The sequence below is a fragment of the Streptomyces sp. NPDC003247 genome (assembly GCF_042888135.1).
GTDB lineage: Bacteria > Actinomycetota > Actinomycetes > Streptomycetales > Streptomycetaceae > Streptomyces.
Map to the genome: position 1 here is coordinate 106105 of NZ_JBIAPF010000020.1, position 23336 is coordinate 129440.

At 71.9% G+C, this 23336-nt stretch carries 20 protein-coding genes; 3 read left to right on the forward strand and 17 right to left on the reverse strand.

The annotated features are described in order from the left end of the window. Positions 1-145 precede the first annotated feature (145 nt). The 8 genes from topA to bldG all read right to left on the reverse strand — a co-directional run bounded on the left by topA (position 146) and on the right by bldG (position 10303). Positions 146-2995 (reverse strand): type I DNA topoisomerase, encoded by a 2850-nt coding sequence (topA, locus tag ACFYWQ_RS40855; protein ID WP_389525033.1) that lies wholly within the window; start codon positions 2993-2995, stop codon positions 146-148. Positions 2996-3296: 301 nt separating this feature from the next. Further along, positions 3297-3494 carry a hypothetical protein gene (locus tag ACFYWQ_RS40860; protein ID WP_389525037.1) on the reverse strand — a complete coding sequence of 66 codons (198 nt, stop codon included), beginning with the start codon at positions 3492-3494 and terminating at the stop codon, positions 3297-3299. Between the two features lie 152 nt (positions 3495-3646). Continuing rightward, the gene (locus ACFYWQ_RS40865) at positions 3647-3874 is read right to left on the reverse strand and encodes a hypothetical protein (protein ID WP_389525039.1); all 228 of its coding nucleotides are present in this window, start codon (positions 3872-3874) and stop codon (positions 3647-3649) included. 232 nt (positions 3875-4106) lie between these two features. Further along, complete coding sequence (locus ACFYWQ_RS40870) at positions 4107-5633, reverse strand: methyltransferase (protein WP_389525042.1); 1527 nt, start codon at positions 5631-5633, stop codon at positions 4107-4109. A 192-nt stretch (positions 5634-5825) separates the two neighbouring features. Further along, positions 5826-6431: a small secreted protein gene (locus ACFYWQ_RS40875; protein WP_389525045.1), complete on the reverse strand. Its 606-nt coding sequence runs from the start codon at positions 6429-6431 to the stop codon at positions 5826-5828. 196 nt (positions 6432-6627) lie between these two features. After that, the gene (locus tag ACFYWQ_RS40880) at positions 6628-9033 is read right to left on the reverse strand and encodes a sodium-translocating pyrophosphatase (protein WP_389525049.1); all 2406 of its coding nucleotides are present in this window, start codon (positions 9031-9033) and stop codon (positions 6628-6630) included. Between the two features lie 375 nt (positions 9034-9408). Beyond that, a complete protein-coding gene (locus ACFYWQ_RS40885; protein WP_389525052.1) occupies positions 9409-9843 on the reverse strand; it encodes an ATP-binding protein in 435 nt (144 codons plus the stop codon). A 118-nt stretch (positions 9844-9961) separates the two neighbouring features. After that, positions 9962-10303 carry an anti-sigma factor antagonist BldG gene (gene bldG / locus ACFYWQ_RS40890; protein ID WP_121787637.1) on the reverse strand — a complete coding sequence of 114 codons (342 nt, stop codon included), beginning with the start codon at positions 10301-10303 and terminating at the stop codon, positions 9962-9964. Positions 10304-10384: 81 nt separating this feature from the next. Here bldG and ACFYWQ_RS40895 point away from each other — a divergent pair, with 81 nt between their 5' ends. Then, positions 10385-12850 carry a DEAD/DEAH box helicase gene (locus tag ACFYWQ_RS40895; protein WP_389525055.1) on the forward strand — a complete coding sequence of 822 codons (2466 nt, stop codon included), beginning with the start codon at positions 10385-10387 and terminating at the stop codon, positions 12848-12850. Here ACFYWQ_RS40895 and ACFYWQ_RS40900 read toward each other — a convergent pair. The 7 genes from ACFYWQ_RS40900 to ssd all read right to left on the reverse strand — a co-directional run bounded on the left by ACFYWQ_RS40900 (position 12804) and on the right by ssd (position 18142). Further along, positions 12804-13247: an Rv3654c family TadE-like protein gene (locus tag ACFYWQ_RS40900; RefSeq protein ID WP_389525058.1), complete on the reverse strand. Its 444-nt coding sequence runs from the start codon at positions 13245-13247 to the stop codon at positions 12804-12806. The two genes, ACFYWQ_RS40895 and ACFYWQ_RS40900, sit on opposite strands and share 47 nt — an antisense overlap. After that, positions 13244-13594, reverse strand: coding sequence for a TadE family type IV pilus minor pilin (locus tag ACFYWQ_RS40905; RefSeq protein ID WP_389525061.1), 351 nt, complete (start codon positions 13592-13594; stop codon positions 13244-13246). Before ACFYWQ_RS40905 ends, ACFYWQ_RS40900 begins: the two co-directional genes overlap by 4 nt. Positions 13595-13628: 34 nt before the next feature. Further along, entirely contained in the window at positions 13629-13838 is a 210-nt protein-coding gene (locus ACFYWQ_RS40910; protein WP_389525063.1) for a DUF4244 domain-containing protein, read from the reverse strand. 126 nt (positions 13839-13964) lie between these two features. Continuing rightward, entirely contained in the window at positions 13965-14750 is a 786-nt protein-coding gene (locus ACFYWQ_RS40915; protein ID WP_389525066.1) for a type II secretion system F family protein, read from the reverse strand. 221 nt (positions 14751-14971) lie between these two features. Next, positions 14972-15841: a type II secretion system F family protein gene (locus ACFYWQ_RS40920; RefSeq protein ID WP_389525070.1), complete on the reverse strand. Its 870-nt coding sequence runs from the start codon at positions 15839-15841 to the stop codon at positions 14972-14974. Beyond that, a complete protein-coding gene (locus ACFYWQ_RS40925) occupies positions 15825-17033 on the reverse strand; it encodes a TadA family conjugal transfer-associated ATPase (protein ID WP_389525073.1) in 1209 nt (402 codons plus the stop codon). The genes ACFYWQ_RS40920 and ACFYWQ_RS40925 overlap by 17 nt, the downstream gene beginning before the upstream one ends. After that, entirely contained in the window at positions 17030-18142 is a 1113-nt protein-coding gene (gene ssd, locus ACFYWQ_RS40930) for a septum site-determining protein Ssd (protein WP_389525076.1), read from the reverse strand. The genes ACFYWQ_RS40925 and ssd overlap by 4 nt, the downstream gene beginning before the upstream one ends. A 569-nt stretch (positions 18143-18711) precedes the next feature. On the opposite strand from ssd, the gene ACFYWQ_RS40935 reads away from it, so the two are divergent. Then, positions 18712-19548 (forward strand): HAD family hydrolase, encoded by an 837-nt coding sequence (locus tag ACFYWQ_RS40935; protein ID WP_389525079.1) that lies wholly within the window; start codon positions 18712-18714, stop codon positions 19546-19548. Positions 19549-19989: 441 nt separating this feature from the next. Here the strand turns inward: ACFYWQ_RS40935 and ACFYWQ_RS40940 are convergent, their stop codons facing one another. After that, the gene (locus ACFYWQ_RS40940) at positions 19990-20814 is read right to left on the reverse strand and encodes an oxidoreductase (RefSeq protein WP_389525082.1); all 825 of its coding nucleotides are present in this window, start codon (positions 20812-20814) and stop codon (positions 19990-19992) included. A gap of 101 nt (positions 20815-20915) precedes the next feature. Here ACFYWQ_RS40940 and ACFYWQ_RS40945 point away from each other — a divergent pair, with 101 nt between their 5' ends. Next, a complete protein-coding gene (locus tag ACFYWQ_RS40945; RefSeq protein ID WP_389525084.1) occupies positions 20916-21896 on the forward strand; it encodes an ATP-binding protein in 981 nt (326 codons plus the stop codon). Between the two features lie 63 nt (positions 21897-21959). Here the strand turns inward: ACFYWQ_RS40945 and ACFYWQ_RS40950 are convergent, their stop codons facing one another. After that, entirely contained in the window at positions 21960-23267 is a 1308-nt protein-coding gene (locus ACFYWQ_RS40950; RefSeq protein ID WP_389525087.1) for a hypothetical protein, read from the reverse strand. Between the last annotated feature and the right edge of the window lie 69 nt (positions 23268-23336).

Consider the following 23336-nt stretch of genomic DNA (forward strand, 5'->3'; position numbering starts at 1 on the left):
TCGAGGAACAGGCGCGGGGAATCCCCACACGCCCCACCAGTCCCAGTCCCAGTCCCAGCCCTAGTCCCAGCCCCGGCGCGACCGAGGCGGGACGCCGGGCGCCGGACGCCGGGCGCCGGGGAGGCCCCGGGCGGCCCCGGGCGGCTCAGTCCTCTCCGGACGTCTTCGAGGCCGCCGCCTTCGACGTCGTCGCCTTCTTGGCCGTCGTGGTCGTCTTCTTCGCCGCGGTCGTCGTCTTCTTCGCCGCGGTCTTCTTGGCGGCCGTCTTCTTCGCCGGTGCCGCCTTCTTCGCGGCCGTCTTCTTGGCGGGCGCCTTCTTCGCCGTCTTCTTCGCGGGCCCCTTGGCCCGCTTCTCGGCGAGCAGCTCGAACCCGCGCTCCGGGGTGATCGCCTCGACGCTGTCGCCGGAGCGCAGGGTCGCGTTGGTCTCCCCGTCGGTGACGTACGGTCCGAAGCGGCCGTCCTTGACGACGACCGGCTTGCCGCTGACCGGGTCCGCGCCGAGTTCCTTCAGCGGCGGCTTGGCGGCGGCGCGGCCGCGCTGCTTGGGCTGGGAGTAGATCTCCAGCGCCTCTTCGAGCGTGATCGTGAAGAGCTGGTCCTCGGACTGCAACGACCGCGAGTCCGTGCCCTTCTTCAGGTACGGGCCGTAGCGGCCGTTCTGCGCGGTGATCTCCACGCCCTCGGCGTCGGTGCCGACGGTCCGCGGCAGCGACATCAGCCTGAGGGCGTCGTCGAGGGTCACCGTGTCCAGCGACATCGACTTGAACAGCGATGCCGTGCGCGGCTTGACCGCGTTCTTGCCGGTCTTCGGGGTGCCCTCGGGGAGCACTTCGGTGACGTACGGCCCGTAGCGGCCCTTCCTGGCGACGATCTGGTGGCCCGTGGCCGGGTCGGTGCCCAGCTCGAAGTCGCCGCTCGGCGCGGCGAGCAGTTCCTCGGCCAGTTCGAGGGTCAGCTCGTCGGGCGCCAGGTCGTCGGGGATGTCGGCCCGCTGGTGACCCTCCGCGTCCTTCTCGCCCCGCTCGATGTACGGCCCGAAGCGCCCGACGCGCAGCACGATGCCGTTGCCCACGGGGAACGACGACACCTCCCGCGCGTCGATCGCGCCCAGGTCGGTCACCAGCTCCTTGAGGCCGCCGAGGTGGTCTCCGTCGCCGTTGCCGGCCTCGGCCGCGCCGCCGATGCCCGCGCCTTCGCCCTCACCGAAGTAGAACCGCTTCAGCCACGGCACGGACTGCGCCTCACCGCGGGCGATGCGGTCGAGGTCGTCCTCCATCTTGGCGGTGAAGTCGTAGTCGACGAGCCGCCCGAAGTGCTTCTCCAGGAGGTTGACCACGGCGAAGGACAGGAAGGACGGCACGAGGGCCGTGCCCTTCTTGAAGACGTAGCCGCGGTCGAGGATCGTGCCGATGATCGACGCGTACGTCGACGGGCGGCCGATCTCCCGCTCCTCGAGCTCCTTGACGAGGCTGGCCTCGGTGTAGCGGGCCGGGGGCTTGGTGGCGTGCCCGTCGACCGTGATCTCCTCTGCGGTGAGGGCGTCGCCCTCGCCGACCTGCGGCAGGCGGCGCTCGCGGTCGTCCAGCTCGGCGTTCGGGTCGTCGGCGCCCTCGACGTACGCCTTGAGGAAGCCGTGGAAGGTGATCGTCTTGCCGGAGGCGCTGAACTCGACGTCCCGGCCGTCGGCGGCGGTGCCACCGATCTTCACGGTCACGCTGTTGCCGGTCGCGTCCTTCATCTGGGAGGCGACGGTCCGCTTCCAGATCAGCTCGTAGAGCCGGAACTGGTCGCCGGTCAGACCCGTCTCGGCGGGCGTGCGGAAACGATCACCCGAGGGGCGGATCGCCTCGTGCGCCTCCTGCGCGTTCTTGACCTTGCCGGCGTACGTGCGCGGCCGGTCCGGCAGGTAGTCGGCGCCGTACAGCTGCGTGACCTGGGCGCGGGCCGCAGTGACGGCGGTGTCGCTCAGCGTCGTGGAGTCCGTACGCATGTACGTGATGAAGCCGTTCTCGTACAGCTTCTGCGCGATCTGCATCGTGGCCTTCGCGCCGAAGCCGAGCTTACGGCTGGCCTCCTGCTGCAGCGTCGTCGTCCGGAACGGGGCGTACGGCGAGCGGCGGTACGGCTTCGACTCGACGGACCGCACGGAGAACCGCGTGTCCTCCAGGGCGGCGGCGAGCGCGCGGGCGTTCGCCTCGTCGAGGTGGAGGGTGTTCGCGCTCTTCAGTTGTCCCAGGGAGTCGAAGTCGCGGCCCTGCGCGACCCGCCTGCCGTCGACGGCCTGGAGTCGGGCGACCAGCGACGACGGGTCCGACGGGTCTCCCGCGCGGCCGGTCGCGAAGGTGCCCGTCAGGTCCCAGTACTCAGCCGAACGAAAGGCGATGCGCTCGCGTTCCCGCTCGACGACGAGCCGCGTGGCGACCGACTGAACCCGGCCGGCCGACAGGCGCGGCATAACCTTCTTCCACAGGACCGGCGAGACCTCGTAGCCGTAGAGGCGGTCGAGGATGCGGCGGGTCTCCTGGGCGTCGACCAGCTTCTGGTTGAGCTGGCGCGGGTTGGCGACGGCCGCTCGGATCGCGTCCTTGGTGATCTCGTGGAAGACCATCCGCTTGACGGGGATCTTCGGCTTGAGGACCTCCTGGAGGTGCCAGGCGATCGCCTCGCCCTCCCGGTCCTCATCGGTGGCGAGGAAGAGTTCGTCGGACTCCTTGAGCAGGTCCTTGAGCTTCTTGACCTGTGCCTTCTTGTCGGCGTTGATCACATAGATGGGCTGGAAGTCGTGTTCGACGTCCACACCGAGGCGGCGGACCTCGCCGGTGTACTTCTCCGGCACCTCCGCGGCGCCGTTGGGGAGGTCGCGGATGTGCCCGACGCTCGCCTCGACAACGTATCCGGGGCCGAGATAGCCCTTGATCGTCTTCGCCTTGGCAGGCGACTCGACGATGACGAGTCGGCGGCCGCCCTTCGCGGTCTCGCTGGTCGGGGACAACTTCGCTCTTCTCTCCGGTCGACGCTGGGGCCTCCCCAGGCCTTGCTCCCGGGGTTGGGTCATGGTGACGCTGCGGAGTGTGACGGTACAGCCCGCCCCCGTGTCAAACGGGAAAAGCCCGCAACGGCCACTCGAACGGTAACCCGACTACCGCCATTCCTGCCGCCCGGAGTGCCGACCCGCACTTTTCCGCCGGACCGGAGCGTGACCTCTCAATTGTCCGCGCTGCCGCGCCGACGTGGTTCTCACGCGGCCTCGCGCAAGGTCTTCGGCGCCGCCTGTCCGCCGCTTCGCAAGGTTTTCAGAGGCGGGTGAAGCACCACGTTCCGAGGGCCAGGGCGACCACGGCGGCGATGCCGGCGAGCGTCGCCGATGCGAGGGGGCTCACACCGTGGGCGACGGGCTGGCGCTGTCGTACCCGGACCGCCGTCCACAGCAGCAGACCGCCTCCGAACAGGGCGAACACCGCTCCAGCGAAGATCGCCGGTCCACTCTCCATGATCGTCCGAGCCCCTCTTCCGCTGCCCGCGCGTGCCCCGTCCCGCGAGGCTGACACGCGCGGGCGGCGCCCGGGCGAACCCGGGGTGAACGCCCGGTCGACGGTCGGGGGCGGCGTGCCGCCGGAAGCCGCGCGCCGGAGTGCGACCGGTCTCACACCGTTCGGCGCGCGGGTGTCGTTCCCGTGGTGTTCCCGTCGCCGACTCCGCTCATCGCGCACAAGATCTTGGCGAATCCGGTGTTCCCCTGATCCTCATCGGTCGCCCTTCGGGCCGCGACGCGCTGCGAACCGGGCGTCCGGACCGACTCGAATTCGTCGGAACGGACCGGACCGCGTTGTCGATGCCCTTCTTCCAGCTCTTTTTTGTCGGGCGTCTGCACGGTTCCGATCACCTGGTGGGTGTGCGCTGTGTCGCGTGGTGCGTGTGCGCTGTGTCGCGATCCGTGAGGGCGGCTCGGACACCGGGCGCGCCCGGGACGTCGCCGGTGCCAGGACGTCGCCGGTGCCAGGAGAACGTCGCCGATGCCGGGGCGTCTCCGGCATCGGGGCGCGTCTCCGGCATCGGGGCCTCTCCGGCGCCAGGACGTCTCCGGCGCCGGAACGAGGCATCCGTCAGGCAGGCTCCAGGAAGCCCTGTTCCACCAGCAGCCGGATCTGCGCCGGCGTGCGGTCGCGCAGCAGCACGGGGTCCTCGCCGACGAGCTGCGCGATGGCGTCCAGGATGCGGCCCGCGCTCAGCGAGCCGTCGCACACGCCCGCGAAGCCGGCGCCGACCGTGTCCACCTTGGTGGCCCGGCGCATGCCGCGGTGCTGGCGCAGCACGACGTGCTCCGGGTCCTCGGCGCCCGGGAGCCCGACCTGCTCCTGCACGACCTCCGCGGCGAGCCTGAAGTGCCCGGCCAGCAGGGCCGCGTCGTCGTGCGCCCGCAGATGGTCGAGACGCTCGAAGTGCGCCCGGACCGTGTCGCCGAGCGGCTGCTCGACCGGGTGCGGCCACTCCTCGAGGGTGACAGTGGGCTCGGCGGACGCCGTCCTGCGCAGGGTGATCCAGCCGAAGCCGACGGCCTTCACCTTGCGCGCCTCGAACTCGTCCAGCCACGCGTCGTACCGCGCCTGGTACTCCTGCGGGTCGGTCCGGTGGTCACCGGAGTCCCTGAGCCACAGCTCCGCGTACTGCGTGATGTCCTGCACCTCGCGCTGCACGACCCACGCGTCGCACCCGCGCGGCACCCACGACCTGATCCTGTCCTGCCAGTCCTCCCCCTCCACGTGCTGCCAGTTGGCGAGGAAGTGCGCGAACCCGCCCTCGTTCAGGCGCTCCCCCGCCTGCTGAACGAGCGACCGGCACAGATCGTCCCCGCTCATCCCGCCGTCCCGGTACGTCAGCCGCGCCCCCGGCGAGATCACGAACGGCGGGTTCGACACGATCAGGTCGAACGTCTCGTCGTCCCGCACGGGCTCGAAGAGCGACCCCGCGCGCAGGTCGGCCGACGGAGCGCCGGACAGCGCAAGCGTGAGCGCGGTGATGTGCAGCGCGCGCGGGTTGAGGTCGGTCGCCGTCACGCGGGTGGCGTGCCGGGCTGCGTGCAGCGCCTGGATCCCGGAGCCGGTGCCGAGGTCGAGGGCGGAGGCGACGGGCGTCCGCACGGTGATCCCGGCGAGGGTGGTCGACGCCCCGCCGACGCCGAGGACGACGTTCTCGTCCCGGCTGCCGATGCCTCCGGCCCCGCCGACCGCGCACCCCAGGTCGGACACCATGAACCAGTCCTCGCCGTCCGGCCCGCCGTAGGGCCGTACGTCCACGGTCGCGGCGACGTCGTCCTCGCCGGCCCGCCTCAGCCAGCCGGTCTCCACGCACGCGTCGACGGGCAGAACGCCCTCCACGCGCGCGTGCGGAACGGGCTGCTGGAGCAGGAACAGCCGGACGAGCGTCTCCAGCGGCGTGTCCCCGCGGGTCGCGCGCAGCGCGGGCACGACCTCGCTGCGGGCCAGGGCCGCGTAGGCGGGGGCGCCGAGGAGGTCGAGCAGCCCGTCGGCGGTGAAGGAGACCGCGAGCAGGGCCTCGCGCAGCCGGGCGGCGACGTCGGGGCGGTCGGCGGAGGGAAGGGGGGAGAGGGTGGCGTTACTCACGCCCCCCATTGTGTCCCGCACGCCTGCCGCCCGCCCCGCCCGGACCGCCCACCCCGCCCGACCGGCCGCCGCGCCCGGACCCGCCGCCCCGCCCGGATCTACCGACGGGCACGGATCGGCCGACGGCCCCGGTGACGACCGGGGACGAACCGGAGGAACGGCGTCGGGCGGAGGAACGGGGTCGGGCGGGGATGACCGGCGTCAGCCGGTCGTGGCGCGGGCCGAGGCGGAGGCCGCCACCTTCTTGCAGCTGGCCTGCTGGGCCATGGCCGTCTTGACGTCGCCCTGCTCCAGGTTCTTCAGCGCGGTGTTGCCGCTCTGGCTGAGTGCGCCCAGATCGGTGGCGATGTCCTGGAGGCCGTCGGCGAACTTCGCCTGGTCCTTCGTGTCGAGCGCGTCGACCTGCGTCTTGAGGTCGGCGTACGAGGCGGAGAGGTCGTTGAGGGCCGTGACGGCCGCCTGCTGCTTCTTCTTGCCGTCCTCGACGCCGGGGGGCGTGCCGGCCTTCTGGACGGCCTGCGCGAGCGCCTTGTAGGCGTCGGACATGTCCTGGAAGGCCTGGGAGTCGGTCTTCTGGACGTTCGCCGGGGCGTTGTTGTCCGTGGCGGCCTGCTTGATGGCCTCGTTGGCCGCGTCGACCTTGGCGTCCTGGGCGGGCAGGGCGTCGCAGACCTTCTTGGCCCAGGCGTCGAGCTCCTTGTTGCCGTCGTCGTCGCTGCTGCTGCATCCCGACAGCGCCAGCACCAGTACCGCACCGCCGGACAGTGCGGCCGCGAGCTTCTTGTTCACCGGATCGGTCCCTTCCATGGCTCTCGGCCCCGGAAACATACACGCCGACCGGGCGACAGCCCCAGGACGAATGTCCACTGTCTCCATGAATGGATCCATTTGAACCAAGAGAGAGAAGGCTCACGGGCCGGGCCCGCGCACGACGGAGGCGGGCGGACGGCACGTCAACCCGCGCCGTCCGCCCGCCCCTTGATCAGCACATCCTGTCCGTGCCCTACGAAACCACCGCCGGATCGGCCGACTTGGACGACGAGTCGGCGTTGTCTTCGTCACCCACGGCGATCCCCCTCCGCTTGGAGACGTACACCGCGCCGACGATCACCAGGAGCGCGAGGACCGCGATCACGATCCGCACGCCGATGTTCGCGTCGTCGCCGTAGCTGAACTTGATCACGGCGGGCGCGATGAGCAGCGCCACGAGGTTCATGACCTTCAGCAGCGGGTTGATGGCGGGGCCGGCCGTGTCCTTGAAGGGGTCGCCGACCGTGTCGCCGATCACCGTGGCCGCGTGGGACTCGCTGCCCTTGCCGCCGTGGTGACCGTCCTCGACGAGTTTCTTGGCGTTGTCCCAGGCTCCCCCGGAGTTGGCGAGGAAGACCGCCATCAGCGTGCCCGCGCCGATCGCGCCCGCGAGGTAGGAGCCGAGCGCGCCGACGCCGAGCGTGAACCCGATGAAGATCGGCGCCATGACGGCGAGCAGCCCCGGGGTCGCCAGTTCCCTGAGCGCGTCCTTCGTACAGATGTCGACGACCTTGCCGTACTCCGGTGTCTCGCTGTAGTCCATGATCCCTGGCTTCTCACGGAACTGCCGCCGTACCTCGAACACCACGGATCCCGCCGACCGCGACACCGCGTTGATCGCCAGCCCGGAGAAGAGGAAGACGACCGCCGCACCCGCGATCAGGCCGACGAGGTTGTTGGGCTGCGAGATGTCCATCATCAGGCTCATCGGCGCCCCGTCCCCGCTGAGCTTCTCCCCGACGTCCCGCGCGCCGGTCGTGATCGCGTCACGGTACGACCCGAAGAGCGCCGAGGCCGCGAGGACGGCGGTGGCGATGGCGATGCCCTTGGTGATGGCCTTGGTGGTGTTGCCGACGGCGTCGAGGTTGGTGAGCACCTGTGCGCCCGCGCCCTCGACGTCGCCGGACATCTCGGCGATGCCCTGGGCGTTGTCGGAGACCGGGCCGAAGGTGTCCATCGCGACGATCACACCGACGGTGGTGAGCAGCCCGGTGCCGGCCAGGGCCACGGCGAACAGCGCCAGCATGATCGACGTACCGCCGAGCAGGAACGCCCCGTACACGCCCAGGCCGATCAGCAGGGCGGTGTAGACGGCCGATTCGAGTCCGACGGAGATTCCGGCGAGGACGACGGTGGCGGGGCCCGTGAGCGACGTCTTGCCGATGTCGCGGACCGGGCGGCGGGTGGTCTCGGTGAAGTAGCCGGTCAGCTGCTGGATGACGGCCGCCAGGAGGATGCCGATCGCCACCGCGACGAGGGCGAGGATCCGCGGGTCGCCGCTCTTGCCCTGGATCGCCGCGTCGGTGACGCCGTCCAGGTCCGCGTACGTCCCGGGGAGATAGACGAACACGGCGACGGCGACCAGCGCGAGGGAGATCACCGCGGAGATGAAGAAGCCCCGGTTGATCGCGGACATGCCGCTGCGGTCGGTGCGGCGCGGGGCGACCGCGAAGATGCCGATCATCGCGGTGACCACGCCGATCGCGGGCACGAGCAGCGGGAAGGCGAGTCCGGCGTCGCCGAAGGCCACCTTGCCGAGGATCAGCGCGGCGACCAGTGTCACGGCGTACGACTCGAAGAGGTCGGCCGCCATGCCCGCGCAGTCGCCGACGTTGTCGCCCACGTTGTCGGCGATGGTCGCGGCGTTGCGCGGATCGTCCTCCGGGATGCCCTGCTCGACCTTGCCGACGAGGTCGGCGCCGACGTCGGCGGCCTTGGTGAAGATGCCGCCGCCGACCCTCATGAACATCGCGATGAGCGCCGCGCCGAGACCGAATCCCTCCAGCACCTTCGGCGCGTCGGCCGCGTACACCAGCACCACGCAGGAGGCGCCGAACAGACCGAGCCCCACCGTGAACATGCCGACGACACCGCCCGTACGAAAAGCGATCTTCATGGCTCTGTGCGAGACGGCGGTGAGGTCCTTTTCCGGTTCACCCGCCGCGGGAGTCGCTTCCCGGGCGGCCGCGGCGACACGCACATTACTGCGCACGGCGAGCCACATGCCGATATAGCCGGTGGCCGCCGAGAACGCCGCACCGATCAAGAAGAAGACGGATCGTCCGGCGCGCTGATTCCAGTCGTCCGCGGGTAGCAGCATGAGCAGGAAGAACACCACGACGGCGAATACGCCGAGCGTGCGCAGTTGCCGGGCCAGATAGGCGTTGGCGCCTTCCTGGACCGCTGCCGCGATCTTCTTCATGCTGTCGGTGCCCTCGCCGGCCGCGAGCACTTGGCGCAGCAGCACGCCCGCGACCACGAGCGCGGCCAGTGCGACGACCCCGATGACCACCACGAGCAGGCGGTTGCCGTCGGTCAGCACTGCGGCTGCGAAGGTTGTGGGGTGGTCCAACCGATGAGGGGTAGAAAGCCCCGCCATTCGTCCTCCTTGACGCTTGGGCTGAGCTCAAGATGTGGACGGATTGTAGGTACCGGAACCCGATCAAAACAGTGCGCGGTGAATGTAATTCGCCTTCGCACGCGAGAGGGGTGATCAAGTAATGCCTTTGAGGCACTACATCTTCGTGAATTGATTCACGAATTTCCCGGCAAGATTCATTTCTTCAAGATTCACTGCCTGGGACCACTGTAAGCGCGGTCGGCGATCTCCGCACATGACGAAGGGCCCCACGAGGGGGCCCTTCGATGGGTGTGTCGCCGGTTCACCTGGACGGTCGTCGGCCTCGGCCCGAGGGCGTCGGACCGGCGGTGGCCGGACCGACGAAGCCGCGCCGGTGGTGCCGGGCGGGCGGTGTCAGGCCGGTGGCGCGGACGCCAGGACGCTCGGCCAGGTCATGCGGATGGCCCCGCCGCGCTCGCCGGCGGTGACCTCCACGTCGTCCACGAGGCCGCTGATGACGGCGAGGCCCATCTCGTCCTCCTCGGCCTCGGCGTCGGCGTCCCCGCCGGTGCCCGGCGCCCGGTCACCGGGTGAGGAGCGTGGCGCCTCGTCGCCCACCTCGATGGAGAACTGTTTCTCCTCCTCGATGAGCAGCACCTTCACCGGCGCGGTGATGCCGCTGGTCTGGTGCAGTCCGACGGCGCGGGTGCAGGCCTCACCGACGGCGAGCCGGACCTCGTCGAGGACGGCCTCGTCCACTCCGGCCCTGCGCGCCACCGCTGCCGCCACCAGTCGGGCGGTCCTGACGTGCTCGGGCAGCGCGCTGAAGCGGAGTTCAACGGTGGCCATGCGTCCCCCTCGGAACTACGGGCGTGCTGTCGGGGGGCCGGGCCGCCGAAGCCCGATCCCCCCGGTGTTCAACTGTGCTGCCGTCCCGGGCGCGGCTGTTCTCGCCCGGGATCGGTGGTCAGTCGGTGGCCGACACCGCTTCGTCGACCGAGGTGTGGATGGGGAACACCTTGGTGAGACCGGTGATGCGGAAGATCTTCAGAATGCGCTCCTGGTTGCAGACCAGGCGCAGCGAGCCCTCGTGGGCACGCACTCGCTTCAGACCGCCGACCAGCACGCCGAGACCGGTGGAGTCGAGGAAGTCCACGCCCTCCATGTCGACGACGAGGTGGAAATTCCCGTCGTTCACCAGCTCGACCAGCTGCTCGCGCAGCTTGGGCGCGGTATATACGTCGATTTCGCCACCGACCTCGACGACCGTACGATCGCCGACGGTACGGGTCGACAGGGACAGGTCCACGGATCCTCCAGCACCTTGCTATCGAGCGGTCGCCCCTCGGGACACCTCGGCAGGAGCCCCCGGGACGGTTCGCCAGCCGCGATGGCATTCAATCACTTACCGGCAGGCGTGCACGACGCCTTGGCTCCATTGTCCGTCACGCCAGTGACACACTCGGTGCCGATGGCCAAGAATCACCGATCCGATCGATCCCCGGCACAGCACGCGTCCCGCCTGTCGCCGGGCGCGGTCCTGGACCGGCTCGCCCCCGGTCCGAGCCGGGCGTCGCGCATCACTCATACGGAGCACTTGCCCCCACGTGAGGGCCGCCATGCCGTCTGGCCTGACCGGATTCGTCCGGAGGTGATCGCGGCCGTGCGGGCCTGCGGCATCGAACACCCCTGGGCCCACCAGGCCCGAGCCGCCGAGCACGCCCTGGACGGGGACTCGGTGGTCGTCGCGACGGGCACGGCGTCCGGGAAGTCCCTTGCGTACCTCGTCCCGGTCCTGTCCGCGCTGCTGGAGGGCTCCGAGGCCCCGAACGGCCGCGGCACCACCGCCCTCTACCTGTCCCCCACGAAGGCGCTCGCGGCGGACCAGTGCCGATCCGTGAAGAAACTTTCACAGTCGCTGGGCACGGCGGTTCGCCCGGCCGTGTACGACGGCGACACCCCGTTCGAAGAACGTGAGTGGATCCGCCAGTACGCGAACTACGTCCTCACCAACCCGGACATGCTGCACCGCGGCATCCTGCCGTCCCACCCCCGCTGGTCCTCCTTCCTCAAGTCGCTCAGGTACGTCGTCATCGACGAGTGCCACACCTACCGCGGTGTGTTCGGCTCCCACGTCGCCCAGGTGCTGCGCCGGCTGCGCAGGCTGTGCGCCCGCTACGGCTCCTCCCCCGTCTTCCTGCTGGCCTCCGCGACGGCGGCCGAGCCCTCGGTGGCCGCCGGCCGTCTGACCGGCCTGCGGGTGGTCGAGGTGGCCGACGACGCCTCTCCACGAGGTGAACTGGTGTTCGCCCTCTGGGAGCCCCCGCTCACCGAGATGCAGGGCGAGAAGGGCGCCCCCGTCCGCCGTACCGCCACGGCGGAGACCGCCGACCTGCTCACCGATCTCGCCGTCCAGGGGGTGCGCACGGTCGCCTTCGTCCGCTCCCGGCGTGGCGCCGAGCTGATCTCGGTGATCGCCCAGGAGCGTCTCGCCGAGGTGGACCGCTCCCTGGCCCGGCGTGTCGCGGCGTACCGCGGCGGCTACCTGCCCGAGGAGCGCCGCGCCCTGGAGCAGGCACTGCACTCCGGCGACCTCCTCGGCCTGGCCGCCACGACCGCCCTGGAACTCGGCATCGACGTCTCGGGACTGGACGCCGTCCTGATCGCCGGTTACCCGGGCACCCGCGCGTCCCTGTGGCAGCAGGCCGGTCGCGCGGGCCGGGCCGGGCAGGGCGCCCTCGCCGTCCTGATCGCCCGCGACGACCCCCTGGACACCTTCCTCGTCCACCACCCCGAAGCCCTGTTCGACCGGCCCGTGGAGTCGACGGTCCTCGACCCCGACAACCCCTACGTCCTCGCCCCGCACCTGTGCGCGGCCGCCGCCGAGCTCCCCCTGACGGAGGAGGACCTGGCGCTGTTCGGCCCGGGGACGGAGGGACTGCTGCCGCAGCTGGAGGCCGCGAAACTGCTGCGCCGCCGGACGAGGGCCTGGCACTGGACACGCCGGGAACGGGCCGCCGACCTGACCGACATCCGCGGCGGGGGCGGCCGGCCGGTCCAGATCGTCGAGGAGGGGACGGGCCGCCTGCTCGGCACGGTCGACGAGGGCGCCGCCCACACGACCGTCCACGAGGGCGCCGTCCACCTCCACCAGGGCCGCACCTACCTGGTGCGGTCGCTGGACCTGGAGGACTCGGTCGCCCTGGTCGAGCAGGCCGAACCGCCGTACTCGACGGTCGCCCGCGACACCACGGCGATCTCCGTGCTGGAGACGGACGTCGAAGTCCCATGGGGCGAGGGACGGTTGTGCTACGGCTCCGTCGAGGTCACCAACCAGGTGGTCTCCTTCCTGCGCCGGCGGCTCATCACCGGTGAGGTGCTCGGCGAGTCGAAGCTCGACCTGCCTCCCCGCACCCTGCGCACCCGCGCCGTGTGGTGGACGGTCACCGAGGACCAGCTGGACGCCGCCCGGATCAACCCGGAGATCCTCGGCGGCGCCCTGCACGCCGCCGAGCACGCCTCCATCGGCATGCTGCCCCTCTTCGCGACCTGCGACCGCTGGGACATCGGCGGCGTGTCGGTCCCCCTGCACCCCGACACGCTCCTCCCCACGGTCTTCGTCTACGACGGCCACCCCGGCGGCGCGGGCTTCGCGGAGCGGGCCTTCCACACGGCCCGCTCCTGGCTGACCGCCACCCGCGAGGCCATCGCCTCCTGCGAGTGCGAGGCCGGCTGCCCCTCCTGCATCCAGTCCCCCAAATGCGGCAACGGCAACGACCCACTGCACAAACGGGGGGCGGTACGGCTGCTCACGGAACTGCTGCGGGGGGCGCCGGAGGAGAAGCCGGTGGGCTGACCGGGTCCGCGGTGGGGCCGGTGTCCGCCGGCCCGGCAGGCCCCGCCCTCGCCCTGACCTCCACGGCGAACGGCCGCCGTCCGGCCGCCGCCGTCACGTCCGAGACCTCTCCCACGACCGCGCACCGCACCAGCCGCGCCCCCTGTGCCCGAGCCACACGCTCCGCGTGAGCGCAGGCCGCCGCGGCACCGTGCGTCCAGTGGTCCGCGGCCGCGAGCGCGGCGAGGTCCGCACCCCCGGCCGCGCGATGCCGGGCCAGGACGGCCTGTCCCAGGGCGAGCACCACGCCGAACACCACACACAGCACGGCGATCGCACCGAGCGTCCAGACGGTGGCCGAGCCCCGATCGGCTCCCGAGCCGCGGTACCGGCCCCCGCGGCGACGATGCCCTCTCACGGACCCACCTCCCCATCCTCCACGGCCCCCGCCGCCACGTCCTCCGCCGCCGCCACGGCCTCCTCCCGCACCTCGAACGGCAGTCCCCGCAGCACCGGCGGCCGCGCCACGACCACCACCCGGACCAGGCCGTCTCCCCGGTGAACCGTCACGTGCGCCCCGCGGGGTGCCGTCGCCCGGGTCACTTCGACCACCGCGTCGACCGGGTCCTGCCGGGCGGCGGCCCGGGCGCCGGTCCTGGCGGCGTCCACGCACTGGATCTGAGCCGCCATGACGAGCAGGCCCCACACCAGCGCCATCGCGAACGCGACCAGCACCGGCAGCACGACGGCCGACTCCGCCGTCACGAAGCCCCGGTCCCCGCCTCGCACCGGTGCCCGCTCACGGACTCGCACTGAGCGCCCGCTTCACGATGTCCTGCAACGCCTCGGTGACCGCCCCGCTCGTCACCACCTGGTAGAGGATCACGGCGAAGCCGACCGCCGCGACGATGCCCATCGCGTACTCGGACGTCACCATCCCCGCGTCCTTGCGCGCCGTACGCGCCCTGCACACCAGGGCACGCATCCGTGCCCGTACCGCCTTGCTCATCTCAACCCCCGTGAGGTCCGTTTCCGTTGATTCCCCGGCGCACCGGTCCTGCCGGTGCGCCGAACCCGTGCACTGCTCGCGTCAGTGCCGCCTCGTCCCGCCGGTGCTCGCACGCTCACCTCGCCGTCACGGCCCACCTCCTCCCAGAGCGCCGCCCGCCAGCCCGATCACGACGGGTGCGATGCCCACCGCGACGAAGGCGGGCAGGAAGCAGAGCCCCACCGGCGCGGTGACCATGACCGCCGCGCGCCGGGCACGAGCCGTTCCCGTGCGTGCCCACTCGGCGCGGGCGTCGGCGGCGAGCCGGGTGACCGGCGCGGCCGCCGGAAGCCCGGTGACGTCGGCCCGTTCCAGCAGTCGGGCCAAGGCTGCGGCGCCCGGCGCTGCGGCCAGCCTCCGCCAGGCGGTGGCCGGCTCACCGCCCAGCCGCACCTCGGCGGCACCGCGCGCCAGACCGTCCCCCAGGGGGCCGCCCAGGGCCTCACCCACCGCCTGGGCCGCGATCACCGGACCGGCTCCGGCGGCGACGCACGCGGCCAGCAGGTCGGCGGCGAGAGGGAGCTGCCGTGCGGCGACCTGTGCACCGACCGCGTTCGCAGGAGCGGCCGCCCGCTGCCGGTGACGCCACCACCCCAGCCCCACAGCACCGGTCACCCCCAGGGCGAGACCGACCGCGCCACCGCCCATCACCCACCCGGCGCCCAGAACGGCCACCTCAGGCAGCCACCGCCGCACAACCTCCGGCACGGCAGGACGCGAGGCGCCCGGTTCCGCTGCCAGGGCCAGCAACTCGGCGAGCCGCTGCCGCGTCCGGCGCTCACGCCGCACGCCCGTCAACCATCGCGCGAGCCACGCCAGGACCAGGGCGATCCCCACGACCGCCCCCAGCCTGTGGACAACTTCCGCACTCATTCCGCCCTCCGTTTCCCTCACCCGGCACGGCCCCGCCCGCCATCCGGCGCCCGCCGATCCGTCATCCGGCAGCACCCGACCCGCCATCCCGCACCCCCGGCCCGCCATCCGTCGCGCCCCGCCCGTCACCCCGCACCCCCTCGACCCGTCCCAGCGCCCCGCCCCAGCGCCCCGTCCCGGCGGACCGCAGCGATCGCCTCGCCCCCCGCCCGTTCCCTGCCTCACACCTCCTCCGCGCCCCGCACGATGCGCACCGCCCACCACATCCCGACGGCCTCGAGCACCCCGCCGACCAGCAGGCACCCCCACCCCGCGCCGGTATGGAGCAGGACGTGCAGGGGATCGGCGCCGAGCGCGGTCCCCAAGGCGAGTCCCAGGACCGGCAACCCGGCGAGCATCACCGCCGTCGAGCGCGTACCCGCCAATTGCGCTCTGAGGTCGGCCCGCTGGTCCCGCTCCGCTCGCAGGGCACCTTCGAGGCGGTCGAGACCGGCGGCGAGGCCTGCTCCCTGGTCCACGGCCACCCGCCAGCACGCGGCGAGCCCGAGGAGCCCGTCGGCTCCCGGTTGCCGTGCCGCGACCGCGAGCGCACCGGGCACGTCCCCGCCGAACCGTGCCGCCGCCAGTACGGCGGGCTGCGCCGCACCCAGCCCTCCGGAATCCCAGGCAGCCCGCCGCAAGGCCTCACCGGGCTGCCGTCCCGCGCGCACCTCCCCGGCGAGAGCGCCGCACAGCGCGATCACGGCGTCGCCCCGGCGCTCCCTGTCCCTCCGAGCCTCACGAGCGCGCCGCACCCTGCGCAGCAGGGGCACTCCGGCCGCTCCGGCGACGACCGGCAGCACCGAGGCACCCAGCACCGCCAGGACCAGCCCGACGACGGGCGCCCACCACTCGGGACGCCACCGCCCGCGGATCCTGCGCAGCTCGTCGGCGAGGTCCGGCCAGGCCGGCGGGCCGCTGTCGACGACCCCGCCTCCCGCCAGCAGCAGCTGCGCCCGCCGGGCTCCGGAGTACGGCCCGCCGAGCAGCCAGATCGCCGCGCCGGCGCAGACCGCGGCCGCGGCCATCGGCACCTCAGCCATCACGCTCATCTCCTTCTCCGCTCCCCTGGTCCCGCAGCAGTTCCCGCAGCCGCTGCCATCCGCGCTCCCGGCTGAACGCCCGCGCCTGCCACCGCAGCGCGGGCACTGTCCGCACCAGTCCGGACGGATCCCGTTCCAGTACGTGCACCTCGGCGATCCGCCGCCGTCCGGCCGGATCGCGCACGAGGTGCAGCACCACCGACAGGGCGGCCGCCACCTGGCTGTGCAGCGCGGCCCGGTCGAGCCCGGCCGCCGTGCCGAGCGCCTCCAGCCGGGCGGGCACGTCCGCGGCGGCGTTGGCGTGGACCGTGCCGCAGCCGCCCTCGTGCCCTGTGTTCAGCGCGGCCAGCAGATGGACGACCTCGGGCCCGCGCACCTCGCCCACGACCAGCCGGTCCGGTCGCATGCGCAGTGCCTGCCGCACCAGGTCCTCCAGCGTGACGAGCCCCGCTCCCTCCTGGTTGGCGGGTCGGGTCTCCAACCGGACGACGTGCGGGTGGTCGGGCCGCAGCTCGGCCGAGTCCTCCGCGAGCACGATCCGCTCCCCCGGCCCGACAAGCCCCAGCAGGGCGCTGAGCAGGGTCGTCTTCCCGCTGCCGGTGCCCCCGCTGACCAGGAACGACAGTCGGGCCCGCAGCAGGTCGCGCAGCACCTGGTCACCGCCCGGCGGCACCGTGCCCGCGGCCACCAGTTCGTCGAGCGTGAACGCCCGTGGCCGTACCACCCGCAGCGACAGACAGGTACAGCCGACGGCGACCGGAGGGAGCACCGCGTGCAGCCGGGTACCGTCGGGCAGCCGCGCGTCGGCCCACGGCCGGGCGTCGTCCAGGCGCCGGCCGGCCACCGCGGCGAGTCGCTGCGCGAGACGTCGTACGGCTGCCGCGTCCGGGAAGGAGACGGTGGTCAGCTCCAGGCCGCCGCCGCGGTCGACCCAGACCCGGTCGGGGGCGGACACGAGCACGTCGGTCACCGACGGGTCGGCGAGCAGCGGCTCGAGCGGCCCGCTGCCGACCAGTTCCGACCGCAGTTGCTCGGCCGCGCCGAGGACCTCCGCGTCACCGAGGACCCGCCCTTGCTCCCGCAGCGCCTGCGCGACGCGGGCGGGGGTCGGCTCGGCGCCGCTCTCGGCGAGCCACTGCCGTACGCCGTCGAGCAGTGTTCCCGTCGCCCTCGGCCGTTCGAGTCCGGGCAGCGCGTTCATGCGGCACCCGCCTCGACCAGCGCCCGCTCCCAGAACTGCTTGCAGAAGCGAGCTAGGGGCCCGCGCGGGGCGGCTCCGGGCGGGGCCTTGCCGCCGTCGGCCCGCAGCAGCCCCGGCTCGACGGGCACCTCGCCCGCCAGCGGCAGGCCGAGCAGCCGGGCCACTTCGCGGTCGTGGAGTCCGGGCGCGTACGGCCCGCGTACCGCGACCCTCAGGTCGCGCAGGACCATGCCGACGGCTGAGGCGACCCGGCCGGACGCGGCGACGGCACGCAGTTCGGCGGGGACGACGAGGAGCCCGACATCGATCTGGGCGAGAGCCTCGGCGACGCCGTCGTCGATGCGGCGCGGCAGGTCGACGACCACCGTGCCGCCCCGCCGCCGGGCGGCGGCGAGCACCGCGCGCACCGCCTGTGGCGGGATGGCGACGCAGTCGCCGCGGTCCCAGCTGAGGACCCTGAGCTGGTGCAGTTCGGGCAGCGACTCCTCCAGCGCGCCGCCGCCGACCCGTCCGCGCGAGGCGGCGAACGCGGGCCAGCGCAGTCCGTCCGTGGTCTCACCGCCGAGGAGCACATCGAGCCCGCCGCCCAGCGGGTCGGCGTCCACGAGGAGCGTACGCAGCCCCTCACGCGCGGAGGTGACGGCGAGAGCGCACGCGAGCGTGGACGCTCCGGCCCCGCCGCGCCCGCCGACGACCCCGACGGTGAGGGCGGGCCGGCCGACCCCCTCCGCGACGTCGGCGATGCGGTCGACCAGCCACTGTTCGCCGTCGGGCAGTACCAGGACGTGGTCGGCTCCGATCTCCACGGCCCTGCGCCACACCCCGGAGTCGTCCTGGTCGCGTCCCACGAGGACCACTCCTCGTCTGCGGGTGGCCCCGCGTACCCGGCGCGCCGCGTCGTCCCCGACGAGGACGAGTGGGGCGGCCTCCCATCCGCCCCGCCGGGCCGGCACCGAGGGGTGCACCTCGGGGGTGGCGCCCGCCGCGGCGCACAGCCGCAGCAGGTCGTCCAGGAGTGCGGCGTCCTCGGTGACGATCAGCGGCCTGTCCTGCCGTCCTCCGGCGGTGGGCGGCGGGTCGTGTGTGACGGCTCCGGTCACGATGTCCATCCCCCTTCGCTGCGTGGCACGCGCTTCTCCGCGGCCCCGCGATTCCCGTACGTGGGAGGAACCGGCGAGCGGCCTCCCTGTGAACAGCCGGCGGAAACCGGCCTCGGCGTCCGCAAACGGAACCGGTCATGAACTCGGTGCGATCGGACGCGTCGGAATCACGGTGCAGCGAACCCGGAAATCGTGTGGATCTTGGTGGATAACTGTGGAGGAGTGGGTGGTTGTGAATATCACCGTCACTCATACCGGTGACAGCGACACCACTCCCTGTACGACTTCCACAGAGCAGCCCCACAACTACCCAGGGTGACGATCGCTGGGCAGCACGAAGGGACGGCCGCGACCGCCCGAACGCGGTAGCGCAGCCGTCCACGAAAGGAGAAAACCCACCCGGACATGCGACGACCCCCGCCGGGGGGGAGAGCGGGGGTCGTCTCCACGGCCGACTCGGGGGGGGAGGAGCCGGACCGGGTTAGCACGGTCGCGAACGATCCGTGACTTCCATGGTGTACCCGAGAGCCCTCTCAGGCAAACCCACGCGCCAACCTTACGCCGAATGGGCTGCCCCTATGCTCTGGGTTGTGGAAAACCACTCCTTGCCCCGCACAGCGGCCTTCTTTGACCTGGACAAGACGGTCATTGCGAAGTCGAGCACGCTCACCTTCAGCAAGTCCTTCTACCAAGGCGGGCTGATCAACCGCAGGGCGGCCCTGCGCACCGCGTACGCCCAGTTCGTCTTTCTCGTGGGTGGTATGGACCACGACCAGATGGAACGGACACGCGAGTATCTGTCCGCGATGGTGCGGGGCTGGAACGTCCAGCACGTGAAGGAGATCGTCGCCGAGACCCTGCACGACCTGATCGACCCGCTCATCTACGACGAGGCGGCCTCCCTGATCGAGGAGCACCACACCGCGGGTCGCGACGTGGTGATCGTGTCGACGTCGGGCGCGGAGGTCGTCGAGCCGATCGGCGAGCTGCTCGGCGCGGACCGCGTGGTGGCCACCCGCATGGTCGTGGGCGAGGACGGCTGCTTCACCGGCGAGGTGGAGTACTACGCGTACGGGCCGACCAAGGCGGAGGCGATCAAGGAGCTGGCGGAGTCCGAGGGGTACGACCTCTCGCGCTGCCACGCCTACAGCGACTCGGCGACGGACCTGCCGATGCTGGAGGCGGTGGGCCATCCGCACGCCGTGAACCCGGACCGTGCGCTGCGCCGCGAGGCCGTCGCCCGGGGGTGGCCGATTCTCGACTTCCACCGTCCGGTGCGGCTGAAGCAGCGTATTCCGTCGTTCAGCGTCCCGCCCCGCCCGGCTCTGGTCGCCGCGGCCGCCATAGGTGCCGCGGCCGCCACGGCCGGCCTCGTCTGGTACGCCAGCCGACGCAGGTCGGCGGCAACGGCCTGAGCGACTGAGCCCACGGCACGACCTCATCCACACCTTGCGTCGCCCCAGATCCCACCAGCCCCTGGCCCACCCCCGCCCACAAGTCCGGTTAACACCTGTTTAAGAGTAAAAGTAAAGAAAAGGCGGCAGGACTTCCGCTTATGGGGCTCCTGGAGTACAAAGGACTCAACGGCCCGCGAGACCTAGGACATCCGAAAGGATCACCTTAAAACCGCACATGGCCCCACGGACCGGTTGCATGAACACCGAGCACCCACGCGACGTCGACCCGTCGATTACGGGCCAGCCGCACCAGGTGACGGGCAAAGTCCCCGACCTGATGGGCGACATATCGAGGACGCTTGGTAACCCGGTGAGCATGCCAGCGGCGGTACGAATCCTCGTACCGCCGCATCTCCTGTCCGGGCGCCCGTCGGCGGGCCCGTTCACGGGCCCGTTCCGCTAAGCCGCCCCGCGCTGCAACGCCTCGCACACCGCCATGGACTCGCGGGCGCCCAGCTCGACCGCCCGGCCGCAGTGGGCGATCCAGGCCGCCATGCCGTCCGGAGTCCCGGAGACATAGCCGTCCAGGGCGGCCAGGTAGGCCGCCCGGCCCAGTTCCGCGTGGCCCACCTCCGCCGGGCAGACCGACTTGGGGTCCAAGCCGCTGCCGATCAGCACGATGCGCTCGGCGGCGCGCGCGACCAGACCGTTGAGCGAGGCGAAGGGGCGCAGCGCGAGCAGTTCGCCGTGGACGACGGCCGCCGTCACCAGGGCGGGCGCGGAACCGCCCGCCACGATCAGATCGGAAAGACCCTCCAGTCGACCGGAAACCTCGTCGGCGCCGGGCAGCGGCAGCTCGATCAGGGGTTCGTCGACGGGCTCGCCGGCCAGTCGCGGGCGCCCGACCTCGCCCCCCTTGCCCGCCGCGGCCACCAGGTGCAGCCGCGCCAACACCCGCAGGGGCGACTGGCGCCAGATCGACAGCAGCTGACCGGCCTCCGCGGTCAGCCGCAGCGCGGCACCCACGACGAGCGCCTCGTCGTCGGCCCCGAAGTCGCTGCGCCGGCGCACCTCCTCCAAGGCCCAGTCCGCACCGGACAGCGCCGACGAGCCACGGGCCCCGCGCAGGGCCGCCTCGGAGGTGATCGCGGTACTGCGGCGGCGCATGACGCGGTGACCGTAGACCCGGTCCACGGCCTTGCGGACGGTCTCCACGGACTCGGCCACTCCGGGCAGCGAACCCAGAGCGGCGAGCGGATCAGCGGCAGAGCCTGTCGTACTCATGAGTGCGACCCTACGCAACAGGCGTCCGCACCCCTCGAAGGAGTGGTCTTCTTCACGCACCCCTGCCACGCACAGCTATGACCGCACTACTCTTGGTGAACATGAAAATTGCTTTCGTCGGGAAGGGCGGCAGCGGCAAGACCACCCTGTCCTCCCTGTTCATCCGTCGTCTCGCCGCCATCGGCGCGCCCGTGATCGCGATCGACGCGGACATCAACCAGCACCTGGGCGCAGCGCTCGGTCTCGATGACGCGGACGCCGCCGCGCTGCCCGCGATGGGCGACCGGCTGCCACTGCTCAAGGAGTACCTGCGCGGCTCCAACCCCCGCATCGCCTCCACCGAGACGATGATCAAGACGACACCGCCCGGCGAGGGCTCGCGGCTGCTGCGGGTGCGCGAGGAGAACCCGGTGTACGACGCCTGCGCACGCACCGTGGAACTCGACGGCAGCGCCGTCCGTTTGATGGTCACGGGCCCCTTCACGGACGCCGACCTGGGGGTCGCCTGCTACCACTCCAAGACGGGAGCGGTGGAGCTGTGCCTGAACCACCTGGTGGACGGCCGTGACGAGTACGTGGTGGTCGACATGACGGCGGGCTCGGACTCCTTCGCCTCCGGCATGTTCACCCGCTTCGACGTCACGTTCCTCGTCGCCGAGCCCACCCGGAAGGGGGTGTCCGTCTACCGCCAGTACAAGGAGTACGCCCGGGACTTCGGCGTGCAGCTGAAGGTCGTCGGCAACAAGGTGCAAGGCCAGGACGACCTCGACTTCCTCCGCGCCGAGGTCGGGGACGACCTGCTCGTGACGGTCGGACAGTCGGCTTGGGTGCGCGCCATGGAAAAGGGCAGGCCGCCCCGGTTCGACGCCCTGGAGGACGCCAACCGCCACGCCCTGGACCTGTTGCGCTCGACCGTCGACGCGGCGTACGAGGGGCGCGACTGGGAGCGTTACACCCGCCACATGGTGCACTTCCACCTCAAGAACGCCCGGTCCTGGGGCAATGAGCGGACCGGAGCCGACCTGGCCGCCCAGGTCGACCCCGGCTTCGTCCTGCGCGAGAGCGTGACCGCCACCGCATAACCGCCACCGCGTGGTCGGCCACGCGCCCCGGCCTGCCCGGCGCGCCGAGCGCCCACCCGGTGCCTACTGCCGGGCCGGCGGCGCCCCGGGTACGCCCTTCGGGGCCGGGGCGGGGTGTCCGGAGAGGAACGTCTCCCAGCCCTGCCTCGGGGACTCGCCGACCTCCAGGGTGCGCAGCTTGGCCAGGACCCGCGGTTCCTGGGCGTCCAGCCAGTCGGCCAGCTGCCGGAAGGAGACACAGCGCACGTCCTCCTTGGTGCAGACGGTCTCCACCACCTCCTCGACGGCGCGCATGTAGGCGCCGCCGTTCCAGGACTCGAAGTGGTTGCCGATGATCAGGGGCGCGCGGTTGCCGTCGTAGGCGCGCCGGAAGCCGCCGAGCAGGCCGTCGCGCATCTGGTCCCCCCAGGAGGCGTGCTTGTCGGGGTCGCCCTGGGTGGCGGTGCCGGACTGGTTGACCATGAAGTTGTAGTCCATGGCGAGCTGCTCGTACGAGTGGCCGGGGAAGGGAACGAGCTGCATCGACAGGTCCCACAGGCCCTCTTGCTTCTCGGGCCAGACCTGGTTGTCGACACCGCTGGTGTCGTAGCGGAAGCCGAGGTCGCGGGCCGCCTTCATGAAGTTCTCCCTGCCTTCGAGACAGGGGGTGCGGGCCCCGATGAGCTCCTTGTCGTAGTCGAAGGGCAGCGGCGCCGCCGTCTTCATGCCGGTGTTGCCCTTCCAGGTCTTCACGAACTGCTTGGCCTGGGCGATCTCGTCCTTCCACTCCTCCACCGACCACTCGCCGACCCCGCCGCCCTTGCCGCAGAAGTGGCCGTTGAAGTGGGTGCCGATCTCGTTGCCCTCCAGCCAGGCCAGGCGCAGTTGCTTCACGGTGGCGGCGATGCCCTGGCGGTCGTTGAAGCCGATGTCCGAGCGGCCCGGCGAGTGCTGGGGCGGCTTGTAGAGGTCGCGCTTGTCGTCCGGCAGCAGGTACACGCCGCTGAGGAAGTACGTCATCGTGGCGTTGTTCGCCTTGGACACCTTGCGGAAGTGCGAGAACAGCCGCTGGCTGTCCTCGCCGGCACCGTCCCAGGAGAAGACGACGAACTGTGGCGGCTTCCGGCCCGGCTTCAGACGTTCCGGTCTGGGCAGGTACGGCTGCGCACCGGTGAAGGCGGTGGAGCCGTCGCCGATCAGGCGGACCGCGCCCTCAGGGGCCGGGGCCTGCTCGCCCTTCCGGGGAGCCGGGGCCCACTCGCCCCGCTGCGGGCCCGGCGCTCCTTCCCGGGGACCGTCGGTCCCGCCGGTTCCTGTCGTGCAGCCCGCAAGCGATGCGGCGACGGCCGCGGCAACCGCGGCGCCCGCAGCGATCCTCTGGGTGGCGGCCATCTTCCGCCCACCTTCTTCCTTCTCTCAGGCCGACGCCGACAGGGGCGTTCGGCGGGTGGCATGTCGGGA